Origin of the sequence: Vibrio sp. AH4 (assembly GCF_030710545.1) — a bacterium.
Classification (GTDB): Bacteria; Pseudomonadota; Gammaproteobacteria; order Enterobacterales; family Vibrionaceae; genus Vibrio; species Vibrio metoecus.
Genome location: NZ_JALAIV010000003.1, coordinates 60,093 through 77,000, shown reverse-complemented (window position 1 = coordinate 77,000; position 16,908 = coordinate 60,093). Strand labels below are relative to the sequence as shown.

The following is a 16,908-nucleotide window of genomic DNA, read 5'->3' as shown; positions in this document are numbered from 1 at the left end:
CCGAAAACCTTTCTTTGCCTTCTATGCCAATAGCAGCGCAGGAACACGCTCAATCCACCGTCTTGAATGATTCGGCTGCTCATGAATCGTCGCAGATGCTTCCAACGGCATCAACAGAAGTGAATTCTTTGCCCAATCCAGCTGCGCCAAGTAAAAAAGAGGCGGCCAACAAACCAGCCAAAATGGACTCGAGTGTTTCTTCAATTCGGGTTGATATTGAGAAAGTCGATAATCTCATCAACCTTGTCGGTGAACTCGTTATCACACAATCGATGCTCACTGAACTGGGTAATGACTTTTCAATGGACAAGTTGGATAAGTTAAAAGCCGGTTTAGCGCAGCTGCTGCAAAACAGTAAAGATCTGCAAGAAAACGTACTTAATATTCGCATGTTACCGATGAGTTTTGCGTTTAGCCGTTTTCCCCGTTTAGTCCGAGATTTGTGTGGTCGTTTGGGGAAAAAAGTCGATTTACAAATCCAAGGTGAACAAACGGAGCTAGATAAAACGGTGCTTGAACGCATTGTTGATCCCTTGGTGCATTTGGTACGCAATGGTATCGATCATGGCGTTGAAATGCCGGATGTACGCCTTGCCAAAGGCAAACCAGAAACGGGCGTGATTACGTTACAAGCCTTTCATCAAGGTGGTTCGATTATCGTCGAAATTCGTGATGATGGGGCGGGAATTGATTGCGACAAATTGTGGCGCAAAGCGGTAGAAAAAGGGGTGTTGGAGCCACACACTCAACGTGGCGACCTTACCGATAAACAGATCATCAATTTAATTTTTGCCCCCGGATTTTCGACTGCAGAACAAGTCTCCGACATCTCAGGTCGTGGTGTTGGCATGGATGTGGTGAAACGCAATATCGAGGAGCTCGGCGGACAGATTGAGGTCGAGTCAGAATTGGGGCGTGGCAGCCGTTTTACGATTAGCCTTCCATTAACGTTAGCCATCTTGGATGGCCAGCTTGTGAAAGTGGCTGACCAAGTTTATGTCATTCCTCTGCTGACCATCGTTGAGTCCATTCAAATCAATATTGCCAGTGTTAAACATGCTGCGGGTGGTATTGAGCTGTATCGGCTGCGTGAAGAAAACATTCCTATTCTGCGTCTGCAGGATGAACTTGCGATGGGGCGAAGTGGTGGTTTAGAGAAACGGCTACTCTGTTTTGTCGAGTCGGCAGGACATCGAGTGGGGCTGTTGGTGGACGATTTATTGGATCAACAACAAGTGGTGATCAAAAGCCTCGAATCGAACTATGCCAAAGTGGCGGGTATTTCTGGCGCCACCATTCTAGGTGATGGCTCCGTCTCTTTAATTCTTGATATCCCAGGTTTGATTGCGCATTTCATGAAGCGCACAACGTCGCCTGTGAATAAAGGCAAAGCGGCGTAAGGAGTCGGCATGAATTCAGCTCATCTTGATACTTCACTCTCGGCATCATTGGTTCCCATTCTTTCTATGGACATGGGGTTAACGGGGGGCGCTGACTTCTTAAGCTTTATTTTGGGTTCAGAGCTTTATGGTGTGGCGCTATCTCATGTGGAAGAAATTCGTGTTTGGGAAGCACCGACGCCGATTCCAAGAGCCCCGCATTTTGTTAAAGGCGTGATTAACTTGCGCGGCATGATCGTTCCTATCATCGATTTACGTCTGCGTTTTGGGCTAACACAGTTCGATTATTTACCGACCACAGTCGTGTTGATTCTGAGCATACATCTGCAAGATCAAAAGCGCCTGATGGGAGTGGTGGTTGACTCTGTCAGTGATGTGATTGGGCAAGGAGAGGCAGTGTTAAACCCCGCGGTGGGGGAAAGTCTCGTAGTGCCTTTTTTAAGTGGAATTTTAAATGTCGGGGATGAAGTCATGTCTCTGCTTGATGGTAATGCATTGCTGGATATGGACAGGATCCTCAGCGAGGGACAGGCATGATGCAGCGAGAGTTTCTGAGCTTCATTTTAGATGATGAAGAATACGGTATTCCGATACTGGAAGTGCGAGAAGTGCGAGGTTGGAGCCCTGTTCGAGTGATTCCCAATGCTCCCCCTTTTGTGATCGGCTTGCTGGATATTCGTGGTGAATACATTCCGATTGTGGATCTCAAACGCCGCTTGGGTTTGGTTCCGGTTGAGATTAACGCGACCACGGTTGTTGTGGTGATTAACGCGGCTAGCCAGCAGCCGCTAGGCTTAATTGTTGATGCGGTAGCGGAAGTGTATGCGTTATCCGAACAAGAAATAAAGCGCGCCCCCAGTATTTCAACGGTAATTGGCAATCAGTATGTCAAAGGGATTGCTGCAATAAAAAATCGACATTTAGTTCTAATTGATATTGATGCGCTGTTCGATGTTGAGGCGCTGAACCTAAGCTCCACTGCCGAAAGCACGCAATGAGGGAAAACACATGGCATTTTGGAATCGTAAGCAACAGGTTGTGCCGCAGTTTGTCGAGCCAGCCAAAGAGAGTGTGATCAGCGAGTTTGAAGAACCAGAAACAAACGGCGGATTATCGAATTATCAATTATTGTCTGCTCTGAACGCAGCGCAAACGGCATTGATGATGATTGACCGTGATTTTCGAATCACTTACTTCAATCATCAAACACTCCTATTGCTGAAACAGCATGAAGCACTATTTCGCTCAGTGTGGCCTGATTTTCGCGCTGAAGCCGATTTCCTGCAGGGTTATTGTATTGACCATTTCCACATTAACCCTCGTCATCAACGTAGCATGCTCGCGGATCCTAAAAATTTGCCCTATACCACAGTGATCAACATTAAAGGGGTGAAAATTGAGCTGAATGTTGGGGCGATCATCGATGATCGTGGGGGTTACATCGGCAATACTCTTGAATGGCGAGATGTCACGGAAGAGATAAAACGTGAGCAGCAAATTGGCCGCTTAGCTTCAGCTGTGGAAGGGATGACGACGAACCTAATGATGGCGGATAAAGAAGGCATCATCCAATACCTTAACCCTGCGCTGTTACAGCTTCTCAGCCATCGTGAACCTGAACTGGCTAAAGCGTTTCCGGGGTTTAAAGCGGCTGAGTTGGTGGGGAAAAATATCGATATTTTCCATAAAAATCCAGCGCATCAGCGTTCCATCATCAACAACCCCGATCGCCTACCGTTCAGCTCAATGATTAAAGTCGGCTCGTTAGAATTCAACCTCACTTGTATTGCAATGCGTGATGGCAAAGGGGAATACGTAGGCCCTGCGTTACAGTGGGTAGATATTACCGAGCAACGCGACGGTCAGCGCCAAGTTGAAACGCTCATCCAAAAAGCGATCAAAGGCGATTTACATGATCGGATGAATACCAGTGCCTATACCGGTTTTATGCGTGAGTTGGGGGATGGCATCAACAATCTGCTCACGACCTTAGTTGAGCCTCTTGGGCAGTGTATTGCGGTCATGAGCCGTGTGGCAGAAGGTGATTTAAACACCAATATGTCGGAAGAGTACCAGGGGGAGTTCGGTCGATTAGCCAGTGCGGTCAATGCTTCGATCGTCAACATACGCAATATGGTGGACAAAATTACGGTCTCTTCTGCTCGTGTTGCTACGGCATCAACAGAAATTGCTGACGGAAATAACGACCTGAGTCAACGAGTGGAAGCGCAAGCCTCTAACCTCGAAGAAACCGCCGCTAGTATGGAGGAAATCACCGCGACTGTACGCCAAAATGCAGACAACGCGAAAGATGCGAATGTGTTGGCAACCGATGCGGCGAAAAAAGCAACTCGTGGTGGGGAAGTGGTCGGAGAGGCTATCAATGCGATGGGAGCCATTAATACGGCGAGTAAGAAAATTGCCGACATTATTAGTGTGATTGATGAAATTGCCTTCCAAACCAATTTACTCGCGTTGAATGCGGCAGTAGAAGCGGCTCGGGCGGGAGAGCAGGGGCGTGGTTTTGCAGTGGTTGCAGGTGAAGTACGTAATCTGGCTCAACGCAGTGCGGGCGCGGCGAAAGAGATCAAAGGTTTAATCAATGACAGTGTGGACAAAGTGAATGAAGGTTCACGCTTGGTCAACGAGTCCGGCGCCACATTGAAAGAAATTGTGGAAGCGGTCGCGAGAGTCTCAGATTTGATTGCGCAGATCGCTGCCTCCAGTGTGGAGCAATCGACCGGTATTGATGAAATCAATCGTGCGATTGCCGCGATGGATGAAATGACCCAACAAAATGCTTCGCTAGTGGAGGAAACGTCAGCCGCTAGCCAATCCCTCAAAGATGAAGGAAAAGAGCTGCTCAATCTCATGAATTTCTTTGTAACAGAAAACAACATCACGACTTTTGAGCGTAAAACGGCACATCAGGCTGCTACACCCTCTAAAAGTAAAGCCGTTGTTGGCATGCATAAAGAGAAAGCACCTGCGAGTAAAGTGGTACATAAAATGCCACCTCGTGCAGCTGATGAAAGTGATGAATGGGAAGAGTTCTAATCCAAGGATGACGTATGTTGGCGGTCAATGAGCAAGAGTTTGAACTCACTGATAAAGATTTCAAATTCATTCAATGGTTTATGCATAAAACGGTGGGTATTTATCTGCCCGACTCCAAACGTGCAATGGTATATGGTCGTTTGAGTCGGCAGATGCGCCGTAAAGGGCTGCGTCGTTTTAAAGAATTTCGTGAACTGATTGAAAGTGATGATCAGGAGCGCATCCACTTTATTAATACGCTGACTACCAATAAAACGGAGTTTTTCCGTGAGATTCACCACTTTGAGTTTATTGAAAAAGTTCTAGTGGAAGAGTGGCGTAAAGAGCCTGTTGATCAACTGCGGATCTGGTCCGCAGGGTGTTCAACCGGTGAAGAGCCTTACACATTGGTTTCTGTTCTTGAGAATGCGGGGGTTATGGATTTTTGCCCAGATTTGAAAATTTGGGCAACTGATCTGGATACCGCCGTATTAGAAAAAGCACGTTTAGGGATTTATCCCATTGAGTCACAAACCTCGATTCCGGAGCCTTATCTGCACCGTAGTTTTGTTCGGGGGGTGAGAGGGCAACAAGGCAACATGAAAATCAAGCAGGAGCTGCAACACTATGTTGATTTTCGTCCTTTAAATCTGATTCAGGCTTGGCCATTTAAGCAGAAATTGGATCTGATTATGTGCCGGAATGTGATGATCTATTTTGACCGCCCGACCCAAGAACAATTGATTGAACGTTTTCATGAACAACTTAAGCCGGGTGGTGTTTTGATGCTAGGCCATTCGGAGAGTATCGGGCGCTGTGTGTCCCTTTTCCATCATCTTGGGCATACCATTTATGTTAGACAGTAAAAACGCCACACAGCGCAGAATTGAACGGGAAGAGGCGAATGGTCACTACCATCGTTTCAATCATCCTAGCGATCATCGGTATTGGGTCAAAGTGATGCCGGGCGGAGTCTACGCGACTGGCGAACAGGAAATTATTCATACGGGATTAGGTTCCTGTGTTTCAGTATGTGCTTGGGATAGTGAGTTAGGCATTGGTGGTATGAACCATTTTTTACTGCCCTTTAACAGCCAGTTTGAGAGCCAACATTGGCATCCTCAAGCGTTGCTATCGGATGCGTCACGCTACGGTTGTTATGCCATGGAACTCCTGATTAACCGTTTGTTATCGATGAATGCTGAGCGAGAAAGATTGCATTTCAAGCTGTTTGGGGGGGCCCATTTACTGGGGTACCAATCTCAGGTTGGAGAAAAAAATGTCGAGTTTGTTCTTGAATACGCCAAACGAGAAAAGCTGCATGTGGTGGCTCAAGACTTAGGGGGATCACAACCTAGGAAACTGCTGTTTGATCCTAAAACCGGTCAAGCATGGATCAAACGGATCGGGTTTAGTGCCGCACACGCAATCAAACAAGATGAAGAGCATTACCAACACAAGATGGATAAACAAAGCCCCTACAATGATGTGGAGTTGTTTCAATGAAAAAAATCAAAGTATTGATTGTGGATGACTCTCCTGTATTTCGAGCTCTTTTGACACAACTTATCGAAAGTGATCCGGCTCTGGAAGTGATTGCGAGTGCGGAAGATCCCTATCAGGCTCGGGAGTTAATCAAGTTGTATAAGCCGGATGTTCTTACCTTGGATGTGGAAATGCCGAAAATGAATGGCGTACAGTTTCTAAAGAACCTGATGCGCCTCCATCCATTGCCAGTGGTTATGATCTCAACGCTCACTCAACATGGCGCTGAGGCGACGTTGGCGGCACTAGAACTTGGCGCGGTTGATTATTTCCCTAAACCCTCGTCCGATAACCCAGCAGAAATGCTCAGCTACAAAGCTTTGGTTAATGAAAAAATTAAGATGGCTGCACAAGCTAATGTCGGGGGAGGACAAAGTACATCACCTTCGCCAAGCCTGAAAGGAGGGGCGGCAAGCGAATATCAATTGATCGCGATTGGATCATCGACGGGAGGCACGGAAGCCGTTAAGCAAGTGCTATCAGCTTTGCCGGCAGGATTGCCCCCCGTTGTGATGACACAACATATCAGTGCACTGTTTACCCCATCATTAGCTAAACGTCTCAATGACAGCAGTGCGCTTCAAGTGCAAGAAGTCACGCAGCAAACAACCCCTCTGGAGATGGGGTGCGCTTATTTGGCTCCGGGGGATAAGCACATTGTTGTCGTGAAACGAAGCGGAAAATTGTATGCCGAGTTAGATGATCGGCCCGCTGTCAATCGGCATAAACCCTCGGTTGATGTCATGTTTGATTCGATTGCCCAAGCGGTAGGCAGTAAAGCGTTAGGCATTATTTTGACTGGAATGGGGCAAGATGGAGCAAAAGGCATGCTAGCCATGCATCAGCAAGGTGCAGTCACTGCGGCACAGGATGAGCAATCGAGCGTGGTGTGGGGTATGCCACGAGTGGCGATTGAATTAGGTGCGGCCGACGCAGTGAAACCCTTAGGGTTGATGGCGGCATGGATCATAGAACAATTACAAAAAAAGCCGAAATAACCCCAAGTTGGACGTCGAGAGGTTCAGGATGATTACCCAAAAACACAAAATAACACTGATACTGATTGGGCAAATACTCTTACTGTTGGTTGTTTTCCAGTTTGGGTTGGCTTGGTGGCTTGTTTTACTCGCCGCGTTGGGGGCGCTATTGCCTTGGTTTGCGTATTTCAGCCACCAGCCCCAGCCTAAAGATGCAGGTCCCCCTGCTGAAAGTACGTTACCGACTGAATATAAACAGGTATTAAGTCAAATTGAGCAGATCCTAAAAGAGAATATTCAGCGCATAACTGACCCTTTGGAAAAGCAAAACCAAATAGTGAAAGCCTCAGCTGAAACCATTAACAACAGTTTCTTTGGTTTACAGAGTGTGAGTGAAGAGCAATCCGCAGTCTCCACTCAGTTGGTCAATAACTTACTCGCTAACCAAGGCAGTGAATTTGACTTAATGGAGGTATTGCCCAAAACGGAAGCGATTATTCAACAGTTTGTGCAAATACTGGTGGATGTTTCGGAAAAAAGTATTTTGGCAGTACACAGTATTCACGATATGTCATTGAAACTAGACGTGGTTTTCAAGCTTCTGCAGCAAGTTCGTGGCCTTTCAGAACAGACTAACCTACTGGCTCTGAATGCGGCTATAGAAGCAGCAAGAGCCGGAGAAGCGGGACGCGGTTTTGCCGTGGTGGCGCAAGAAGTGCGTAACCTCTCCATTCAAGCTGCGAATCTGAATACACAGATCGAAACCGAAATGAAGATTGCGCAAGATACGGTCGAACTCGCCAACCGAACAGTCGGCGAAATGGCGTCTTTCGATATGACACAAGCCATTGAGTCAAAAGAAAAAGTGGATTATATGCTGCGAGGCGTACAGCAGCTTAATACCGAAATTGAACAAGAAGTCACCAAACTTCAGCAGCTAGGGCAACAGTTAACTCTACAAGTTCGTGAAGGCACGCGTGCCTTACAATTCACGGACATCGTCTCTCAACAAGGCGAGTATGCGCTGGGCTCAATCAGCTTTCTACAAGAAGCAACCGGTTTGCTTAAAACACTACACAGTAGCTCAGGTAGCAATCAGCAACTGGTAGATAAGATTGCAGCGTTGCAAGACCGTTCACGTAACCGTGGTGCGTTGGCGGCGAATCAACACAGCATGGATGAAGGCGAAGTAGAGTTATTCTAGGAGAGATTGCGATGAGTGTGCAGACCGACATCGATAGTCACAACAAACACATCACCATTTCGATTGAGGGCGCTTTTTGCTTCAATCTTGTGCACGAGTTTCGAGCGAGTTATACGAAGCGCTATGACCACCGATTTACCATTGACTTACGGAAAGTCGATTACATCGATAGTGCAGGGCTTGGCATGCTGCTCAACATGCAGAAATATTTAGAGCAGGCGGATGGAGCAATTCGAATTACCAACACCTTGCCGCAAGTCCGTAAGATCTTACTGCTGTCGCGTTTCGATAAAAAATTCGATATCGAATAACCAAGTTGTAGGGAGAAGTGCCAGTGAGAGTAATGATTGTTGATGATCATGCTACCAACCGCGAATTGTGCCGTTTTATTTTGGCGCACTTAGCATCCCACATTGATACTTTCGAAAATGGGCAGCAAGCCGTGGATGCGATGCGTAATATGGAGACGCTTCCCGATGTCATTTTGCTTGATGTGATGATGCCGATTAAAGATGGATTTGCGACTGCGAAGGAGATTCGTCAAGCGTTTGTGAAACACCATATCCCAATCATTTTTCTTACGGTATTGGACGATCGAGATTCATTCGAAAAATGCTTAGCGTTGGGGGATGACTTCATACTCAAACCGGTTGAACGCAGTGTGTTGATCGCGAAAGTTCAGGCTCATTACCGGATCGTGAAAATGCATAATGAGGTGATGGATCAGCGTGACGAATTACGCCATTTTCGTGAGCAAGTGCAGTACGATTACGCGATTTCAGAATCCATTTTTACGAACTTGATGGAAGAGATGTGTCATCAAGTGGAGCAGATTTTCGGTATTCATTATATCTCTACCCCTTCGACCATTTTTAATGGTGATTTGATCGTGGTCGCGAATCGGCCGCATGGTGGTGTGTATGTGATGATTGCGGATGCGACAGGGCATGGTTTACCCGCCGCAATTTCGACGATTCCTGCCACCCGAACGTTTTTCTCCACGGCACAAAAAGGGTTATCGTTAGGGGAAATGGTGATTGAGTTAAACCATTCTCTGGAGCGTTTTTTACCGATTGGAATGATGTTAGCCGCCAGTGTTTTTGAAGTTCGAGCCAATGGCTTCGAGATCTCTTGGTGGGGTGGAGGGCTGCCGGAAGCTTATTTGCTTGATCATCAGGGTACCATTGTCAGTCGTTTGGTTTCGAATCATATGCCATTGGGAGTGCTCTCTTCAGATGAGTTTGAAGCGGATGTTCAACACTTCAAATTGGAACCCAACCAAAAGTTAGTGTGCTATACCGATGGCATTATTGAAGCCATGAACGAACAAGGTGAGCATTTTGGTGAAGAGCGCCTTGAGCAAGTACTGACCCAAGCCTATTCTGAGGCGTTAATCCCAACGTTGTACGATGCGGTTAAAAAGTTTTCCAACCGTGGTAAGGGGGATGACCTTTCTATTTTGACCATGACTTTCCCGATCACCAACAGCAACCAAAGCGACAAAGCGTTGCCCAAAGTTGTGCTCAGCTGCATCCCATTACAAACGGAGCTGCATTTCCCAGCCGATGTATTACGCAAAGTATCGCTGATGAATGAGGTTCGCCGCTTTTTAACCGGGATTGTTAGTGGAGGAGAACATCTTGATTTGCTGTGTTCCGTGCTTTCCGAGCTGTTCGCTAATGCGATTGAACATGGGTTATTGGAGCTGGATTCTTCACTCAAAGATACGCCGGATGGTTTCTTTGAGTTTTACCAATTGCGTGATAAGCGCTTAAAAAACTTGCCCGAATACCACTGGGTGATCCTGAAAGTGAACTATCAACCAGAAAAACAGCAGATAGAGATCGATTTAGAACATAGCGGTAAAGGATTCGATTGCAACCGCATCAATGTGACGAGCACAGAAAGAGTGTATGGCCGAGGAATAGTATTGGCGAAGCAGCTGTGCGAATCATTGGAATACTCCAATCAAGGTCGCCGAGTCACGGCGGTTTATTCTTTTGTGCAGAAAGATCTTTTGCTGTAACCGATGCTTTTCCTTGCGGTAGTTTACAGTGTAAAAGCCTTTACACCGTGTAGCTTTTTGCCTGTTTGGTGGCGGAATTTTACGCCACAACACTTTCTGTCTAGCTTTCAAATACATCCTTCTGGTTATTTACAGAGTGACATAAGCCTGAATTTACAGGCTGTAGAGTTCAGCAATCGAGATTCTTCTTATACACTCAATTCATGGAGATTCTGTACCGTAAAAGATAAAACGTTATGTGGAAAGAGATACTCGAATTCACGCCAGATAGACAGCAAGTGCTTGCCAAATTAGGCGCACAAACCGCAGCCAAAGAGCTGAATCGGACTGAGCTGCCTATGGTGTTGGCGCAAATTGGAGCGGGTAAACTGTTCATATTGGATGAAGCTGTCACTCGTTTTATCAATAGCGTTAAAGAAGGCAAACGCGCCGCGTTTGAAGGCATCGTAATTGCGGAAGTGCGTAATGCGACCGTTTCCGTGGTGTTGGGTGAGAAAGAAATGCTTGCGAGCATGGTTGTCACTGGGGCGTATGGTGGGCGAGGCTTACGTGGCAATGAGCTGGTACACGCTCTAGCGCAAGCGAGCGTGTTGAAAGGTATCAACAAACTGGCGCTAAAAAAAGTGCTGTTGGTGAGTAGCCAATTGAAACCAGGAGAAGTGTTTACCCAGCCAGTCGCGCGTGGCAAAGAACCCATTCAAGGACGTGATACCCAGTTTGTCCCATTAGTTGAGGATGTCTCGAAACGGGTACTCCGTCCACAAAAGAAAGCCGGTGAAAACAAACTCGATATGCGCAATTTGGGTGAAACCATCACGGTAGGAGAAAATGATCCCGTGATGCGTCGTTTACCCGCCACGAAAGGCGAAATCGGCTATACCGTTCAGGGTAAGCCTATTCCGCCCAAGCCCGGTAAAGAATCGGTACTTGTGGCAGGCAAAGGTACACATATTTCTCCCAATGACCCGAATTTATTGCTTGCTAGCCAAGCGGGCATGCCCCTCATCAAAAAGAACACCATCGAAGTGGATAGCGCGCTTTGCTTGAATCATGTGAGTGTGGCAACCGGACACATTCGTTTCAAAGGGAATGTGGTGATCGCAGGAGATATTGAACCGGGGATGATTGTTCGCGCGACGGGTTCAATTACCGTTGGGGGATTTATTGAATCTGCCAACGTACAGGCACAAGGCGATATTGAAGTTGGCAAAGGTATTATCGGACATACGGTGACGGATGATGAAGAACACAGCTGCGTGGTGAAATCAGGAGCCAGTATTCGTGCGACTTATGCACAATATGCAGAGCTACAAGCCGCAGACTCGATTCACCTTGCGGTGCACAGTATGGGTAATATTATTCGCTGTGGGAATGATCTCACGGTGTTAGACAGCAAGCTTACCCAAGGTACCCTTAGTGCTGGAAGTGCGAAAGTTGGAGGAAAAATCCTTTGCTTTAACCTTGGGGTAGAGGGGGATACTGCCACTCACGTTGAAGCGTTTGCTCGTTACCAAAGCTACAAAGAGCGGATCAATAAACATAAGGATCTCTATAAACAGGCGCAAGATAGCACAATGGAACTGATCCGCCGTGAAATCGAGTTTAAAAAGCGCCCCAAAGCGGAACGTAGTGATGAAGAGGCGCAAGAGATTGACGCTGCCAAAGTGGAAGCTACAACGCAAATGGAGAAGATTAAGCTCGCTTTGGATATGCTCAATGAAGAGTTTGAGCAGCAATTAGCTGAAAACACGGTAGAGGCCAAAAATAAGGTCTTTACGCATGTCACTATCCAGTTTGGTGACGAGCGGGTTTTGACGAAACGCGCTCATGGTCCCTCCACCTTTATGTTCAATCAGCATGAGATTAAATTTTCTTCATTGCTAGAAGCGGTCGATATCGGGCTTTAAATCGAAAGGAAGCCGCAGAAAAACAAAAGGGAACCAACTAGGTTCCCTTTTTGTGTGATGCCTCAATACAGGCTATCGCGCGGTTTTTTGACCGTGGCAACTATTGCACTGCGCGAACATTCCCTTGACGCAGATCGTTGAGCACTTCGTGTTTCGGCCCATCGGCAATCACACAGCCTTTTTCCATGACAATGACACGATCGACGACATCCAGCATCGAGGTTTTATGGGTGATCAAAATCAGCGTTTCGCTCGGTTTTAGTTGGCTGAGCTGCTGCTTAATATGCATCTCTGAGCGATTATCCATCGCGCTGGTGGGTTCATCCATCAGCAGTACCGGAGGGCGACCAAGTAAAGCTCGTGCAATGGATACGGATTGACGCTGTCCACCAGAGAGTAGCATACCGCCTTCACCCACTTGGCGTTCTAATCCGGCGGGATCTTGCTGAGTAAAGGCCGTCACCCCTGCTCGGTTGGCTGCATCCATCACTTCACGATCATCGGCCAATGGACGGCCAAGTGTAATGTTGTCGCGAATTGAACCGTAAAACAGCACGCTGTCTTGTGGTACACAAGCAATATTACGGCGAATATCGATGTGGTGCAGTTGAGATATGTCGGTATCGTCGATGCGTACATGCCCTTCCGTTGGCTTGTACAGCCCCATAATCAGGCGCTCAAGCGTGGTTTTCCCTGAACCAATTCGGCCTATGATAGCGACTTTTTCACCGGGGTTAATGGTGAGGCTCAAATCGCGAACGGAAGCCATTGGGGAGTTGGGGTAATGGAAGGTCACGCGATCTAGCTCAATTTTACCTTGAATGATTGGGCGGTGAATGTAACGTTTGCCTTCCTCTTGTTCATCCGGCATCGCCATCACTTGCTCAATAATGGTCATGGATGATTTGGCTTGATTATAACGAGTAGAAAGCAGAGAAAGTTGCACGAGTGGGCCAATGGCTCGACCGCTAAGCATGGTTGCCGCAATCAATCCACCCATAGTCAAATCCCCCTTGGAGATGAGATAAACCCCAACGATGATCATGCCGATATTCGCAGCCTGTTGAACAAATCCTGCCGTATTTTGAATGCTGTCGGTAATCCGGCGGCTTTTAATGTTCCAGTTAGCCATGTGGGCGACGGCTTCTTCCCAGCGGTACTGGAATTGACCTTGCGCACCAAACAGCTTCACGGTTTCTAACCCATACAGGCTTTCAATTAAGTTGGCGTATTTTTGTGAGGCGAGCCGTGAACCCTCTTCGATGGCTTTGCGTAAGGGGCCTTGAATTAAGATTGAGTAAACCACCAACACCAGTACACCAATGATAGGAACCCAAACTAGGTGTCCTGCCATTAACCAGATCAACACTAAAAACAGCAGTGCAAATGGCAAATCAATCAGTGATGAAATGGTCGCTGAGGTAAAAAACTCGCGAATCGATTCAAACTCCTGCAAATGGCGTGCAAAAGCCCCGACTGAAGGTGGCCGAGCCTCCATACGAATGCCCATCACTTTGCTAAACAGCTTGGAGGAGATCAAAATGTCCGATTTTTTCCCAGCTACGTCGATGAAGTAATTGCGTAGCATTTTGAATACGAAGTCGAATAAAAAGATCACTAAGATGCCGCTAGATAACACCCATAGAGTTTCAAAGGCCAAATTCGGCACAACTTTGTCGTAGACGATGCGTGAAAACATCGGAGCGGCGATCGCAAATAAATTAATCAATAGTGACGCGATCAACACATCACGATAGATGTGTTTCGATTTGAAAATCGTGCTCCAAAACCAGTGGCCATCTCTCGATTTAAGCACTTCTGGTGAGCGTTCATCAAAGCGAAACTGTTTTTTGACCATGAAGTAGCGGCCAATATACAAGGCTTCTAAATCACCCATCGGATAGGCAACCGGAACCATACCCGATTCGGCGGTAACAATTTCAGCTTCTTGAGTTTCTTGGTTAATGCTGTTGAGTACGCAAGCTTCCCCACCTTTGAGCAGCAATACCACTGGGAAAACCAAATGTGGGATTTTGTCTAAAGGCGCGCGGTTTTCTTTTGCGATCAGCCCTGCTCTTTCCGCAGAGCGAGGGAAAAGAAAGGGCGTCAGCTTACCGTCAGCCAAAGGTAGGCCGTTGATCAGAGCTTCAGGAGAATTCGCTAAGCCGTAATAGCGGCTTACGTACACCAGCGAATTGAGTAATGTATCTTGCATGCCTTTGGCCTTGGTTACTTATCTACAATGAAGCCTTGGAAGACTTCAATAAAATGTTCTGAAAGAAAATCGAGCTGGGTCTGTGTCTCAACCCGAGAGGCAATTGTCGTGATCCCCAAGTTATGCGCGGTGCGCGAAATGGACGTCAGGGTGAATTTTTGGCGTTCGTCATCCAAGTTATGGGTGAACAGATAATCCAACTTCACATACTTAGGACGGAACTCGTTGATGTAATCGAGAGATTGGAAGTTACGCCCATAGTTATCGACCCCAAAATCCGCGCCTGCGTTGCGTACGGCATTACAAAATAGCGCGGTGTAATGGGGTTCATTCACAAAACAGCCTTCGGGGATTTCAAAATGCAGTAAGTTCGCGATGGAGAGATGCTTGCTTAACGTCTGACTAATCCAACGAATAAAGCTTGGTTGAGAAATACTGCCTTGAGCAATGTTGATCGCGAGAGGCTCGGTTTGTTCGCCTTTTTCCAGTCGATGGATGACTTGTTCAATCACATATTGGTCGAAAATGTGGCTGGCGTTGAGCTGTTCTAAAGCGAACAGGAACTGGTTAGCGGTGTAGCGAACACCGTCTTTTTCAAAGGCAGAGAACACTTCACGGTGGAACGTTTGTCCCCAACTGCTGTTCGCCGCTTGGAAGCGGAAACTAAACCAGTCGTTATGGATGGCTTCTTCCACCAAGGTTTTCCACTGCTGTTTACCTAAAATCACCTTGTCGGTATCGCTGCTGATAAAGCCATAATTCAGTTCTGGATTTGACTTAGCCTTGGCAAGGGCATTATCTAGCAACGAGAGCAATTGGGTTGTCGAGGATTGACGTTTATTGCTGACTACCCCAAGCGAGAGATTGGCTTTCGCCATTCCTGTCGGGTCGGGGTTAATGTCTTCGACACAAGTCACAATGCTATCGGCAACAATTTTTAGTTCGCTTTCATCCATATTCGGCATGATGATACCGAACTCATAAGTAGAAATACGCGCAATCGAAATGTCTTTGGTGGTAATCGAATTTTTCAGGCGGTCCGCTAACTCACGAACCATGCCGTCACCGGATTCATATCCCTTATCTTCATAGAGTTCTTTAATGAACTCAGCTTGTAAAATGGCCACTCCGCCAATACCACTTTCTGAAAGCCAGCCACTCAACTGGCTCATGTAATAAGCTCGGTTACCTAGATGAGAAACAGGGTCAAGATAGGCACGTTCACGCAGTTGTTGAGCTTCTTTGGCTTGAGCTTTAAAAGCTTTTTCAACCTGTTCAGACATCTTATTGATGCCATCCACCACATAAATCAGGTCTTGGGTATTTGGGCGTGGTAAGGGCTCACCAAACTGGTTGTTCGCGACTTGCTCCATTTTGTTGACGATCAGTTGTAGTGGTTTGAGTGAGCGTTTCAAGATAAACGCAACGGCTAGCATACCGATCACCAAAATGGCAACAAAGGCAGTGCAGAGGCGGATCAGGGCTTCCCACAGTTGGGCGTAGGCAGGCCCAGGGTGACTGACGATTTCCACCTCTGCGAGCTGCATCCAACCACTGGTCACCACTCGTCGGTCATGGATTGGTTCGAAAAGATTTAATTGGGTAAACCATTTCGGCACATCACTGGGTTGAATTGGATAAGAGCGGAGGATTTCGGTGCCATCATCGAGGAAAATCAATCGCACGACCGAATAGCTACTGCCGTCAAACAGCGCATTGATCACGGATTCTACCGCAACGTTATCCTTCTTCTCCAAGTAAGGAGCCAACGCCAACCCCACCGTGTTGATGGTGTTATTGACCTCAGAACGTTGTTGTTGCTCAAGACTGTTGCGGGTGGTGTTGAATTCGATAGTAAAAACCGAAACCAACAACAGTATAAACACCGCGATCATCCCTGCGACCAGTTGTTTGTATAGCGTCATAGTGCCTACTCATCATAGCTAACTAGAGGTTTATTCAATTTTAGTGAGCGCTCTCTGGCTCTTAAATCATTCCACAAACTCAGTCTCGAAGAGTCACCCGCCAGTTGTCCGTTATTGGATTTCATGAGCCACAAATTCTTACCATTGAAGCTGTAGATAGGCAGTAAATCTTTGCGAGTTGAAGCGGGTTTAATTTGTGGATTGAGGTTATCCAAAATCACCGGTTCGGCACTCGGGGTTGAGTAATACGCCAGAACCATATGAAATTGATTTAATTCAATCGCTTTAACATACACGAGACGGAGTTTCTTATCTGATACACCCAGCTCTAACAGCGAGAAATACTTCGCAATTGTGAAATCTTCACAATCACCTGCATTACTTCCAAGAAACTCCAAAGGCGTCGCCCAGTAATCGTTGACGCCCCAAAGGTGAATATCGTTCACAAAGTTGAGTTGGTTAAAGAACGCATTCACTTCTTGCAGTTGCTCTTTCTCGGACATCGATGCCAACTGGGCCATCTTTAGCCGCCAAGTTTCTACGCGTTTGCCTGCTCGCGGGCCATAAGTTGCTTTCACCGCATCCACCCACTGCTGCTCTTTAGTATTGAGCGCCAGCGAGAATGAGGAGACACAAATGACCAGAGAGAGAACAATCCAACGTTTCATAGGGC

Annotated in this window: 13 protein-coding genes and 1 pseudogene; 11 read left to right on the top strand and 3 right to left on the bottom strand. The window is 46.9% G+C overall.

The genetic code is table 11. From position 1 onward, the window contains the following. Positions 1-158: 158 nt before the first annotated feature. The 11 genes and pseudogenes from MKA69_RS18220 to MKA69_RS13500 form a co-directional block, all read left to right on the top strand. Positions 159-1,400, top strand: a pseudogene (locus tag MKA69_RS18220) (chemotaxis protein CheA); the annotation flags it as partial. 9 nt (positions 1,401-1,409) lie between these two features. Beyond that, positions 1,410-1,937, top strand: coding sequence for a chemotaxis protein CheW (locus tag MKA69_RS13545; protein WP_001083298.1), 528 nt, complete (start codon positions 1,410-1,412; stop codon positions 1,935-1,937). Next, positions 1,934-2,398, top strand: coding sequence for a chemotaxis protein CheW (locus MKA69_RS13540; protein ID WP_055027282.1), 465 nt, complete (start codon positions 1,934-1,936; stop codon positions 2,396-2,398). Before MKA69_RS13545 ends, MKA69_RS13540 begins: the two co-directional genes overlap by 4 nt. 10 nt (positions 2,399-2,408) lie before the next feature. Continuing rightward, positions 2,409-4,457 carry a methyl-accepting chemotaxis protein gene (locus MKA69_RS13535; protein WP_305848279.1) on the top strand — a complete coding sequence of 683 codons (2,049 nt, stop codon included), beginning with the start codon at positions 2,409-2,411 and terminating at the stop codon, positions 4,455-4,457. Between the two features lie 14 nt (positions 4,458-4,471). After that, positions 4,472-5,302, top strand: coding sequence for a protein-glutamate O-methyltransferase CheR (locus tag MKA69_RS13530; protein WP_000881711.1), 831 nt, complete (start codon positions 4,472-4,474; stop codon positions 5,300-5,302). Beyond that, entirely contained in the window at positions 5,289-5,942 is a 654-nt protein-coding gene (cheD, locus tag MKA69_RS13525; RefSeq protein WP_305848278.1) for a chemoreceptor glutamine deamidase CheD, read from the top strand. The genes MKA69_RS13530 and cheD overlap by 14 nt, the downstream gene beginning before the upstream one ends. After that, positions 5,939-6,979, top strand: coding sequence for a chemotaxis response regulator protein-glutamate methylesterase (locus MKA69_RS13520; protein ID WP_305848277.1), 1,041 nt, complete (start codon positions 5,939-5,941; stop codon positions 6,977-6,979). Before cheD ends, MKA69_RS13520 begins: the two co-directional genes overlap by 4 nt. A gap of 28 nt (positions 6,980-7,007) precedes the next feature. Next, positions 7,008-8,162, top strand: a complete 1,155-nt coding sequence (locus MKA69_RS13515) for a methyl-accepting chemotaxis protein (RefSeq protein WP_055031853.1) — start codon at positions 7,008-7,010, stop codon at positions 8,160-8,162. Positions 8,163-8,173: 11 nt separating this feature from the next. After that, positions 8,174-8,473: an STAS domain-containing protein gene (locus MKA69_RS13510; protein ID WP_000116149.1), complete on the top strand. Its 300-nt coding sequence runs from the start codon at positions 8,174-8,176 to the stop codon at positions 8,471-8,473. Positions 8,474-8,505: 32 nt separating this feature from the next. Beyond that, positions 8,506-10,188, top strand: coding sequence for a SpoIIE family protein phosphatase (locus tag MKA69_RS13505; protein WP_000634459.1), 1,683 nt, complete (start codon positions 8,506-8,508; stop codon positions 10,186-10,188). 236 nt (positions 10,189-10,424) lie between these two features. Continuing rightward, positions 10,425-12,095, top strand: a complete 1,671-nt coding sequence (locus MKA69_RS13500) for a DUF342 domain-containing protein (protein WP_055034776.1) — start codon at positions 10,425-10,427, stop codon at positions 12,093-12,095. 100 nt (positions 12,096-12,195) lie between these two features. Here the strand turns inward: MKA69_RS13500 and MKA69_RS13495 are convergent, their stop codons facing one another. Genes MKA69_RS13495 through MKA69_RS13485 form a run of 3 tightly spaced genes read right to left on the bottom strand, consistent with a single transcriptional unit; the run spans position 12,196 to position 16,903 of the window. Next, the gene (locus MKA69_RS13495) at positions 12,196-14,310 is read right to left on the bottom strand and encodes a type I secretion system permease/ATPase (protein WP_055027288.1); all 2,115 of its coding nucleotides are present in this window, start codon (positions 14,308-14,310) and stop codon (positions 12,196-12,198) included. Between the two features lie 14 nt (positions 14,311-14,324). Then, the gene (locus tag MKA69_RS13490) at positions 14,325-16,235 is read right to left on the bottom strand and encodes an EAL domain-containing protein (protein WP_000177448.1); all 1,911 of its coding nucleotides are present in this window, start codon (positions 16,233-16,235) and stop codon (positions 14,325-14,327) included. A gap of 5 nt (positions 16,236-16,240) precedes the next feature. Beyond that, positions 16,241-16,903, bottom strand: a complete 663-nt coding sequence (locus MKA69_RS13485) for a transglutaminase-like cysteine peptidase (protein ID WP_095459151.1) — start codon at positions 16,901-16,903, stop codon at positions 16,241-16,243. Positions 16,904-16,908 lie beyond the last annotated feature (5 nt).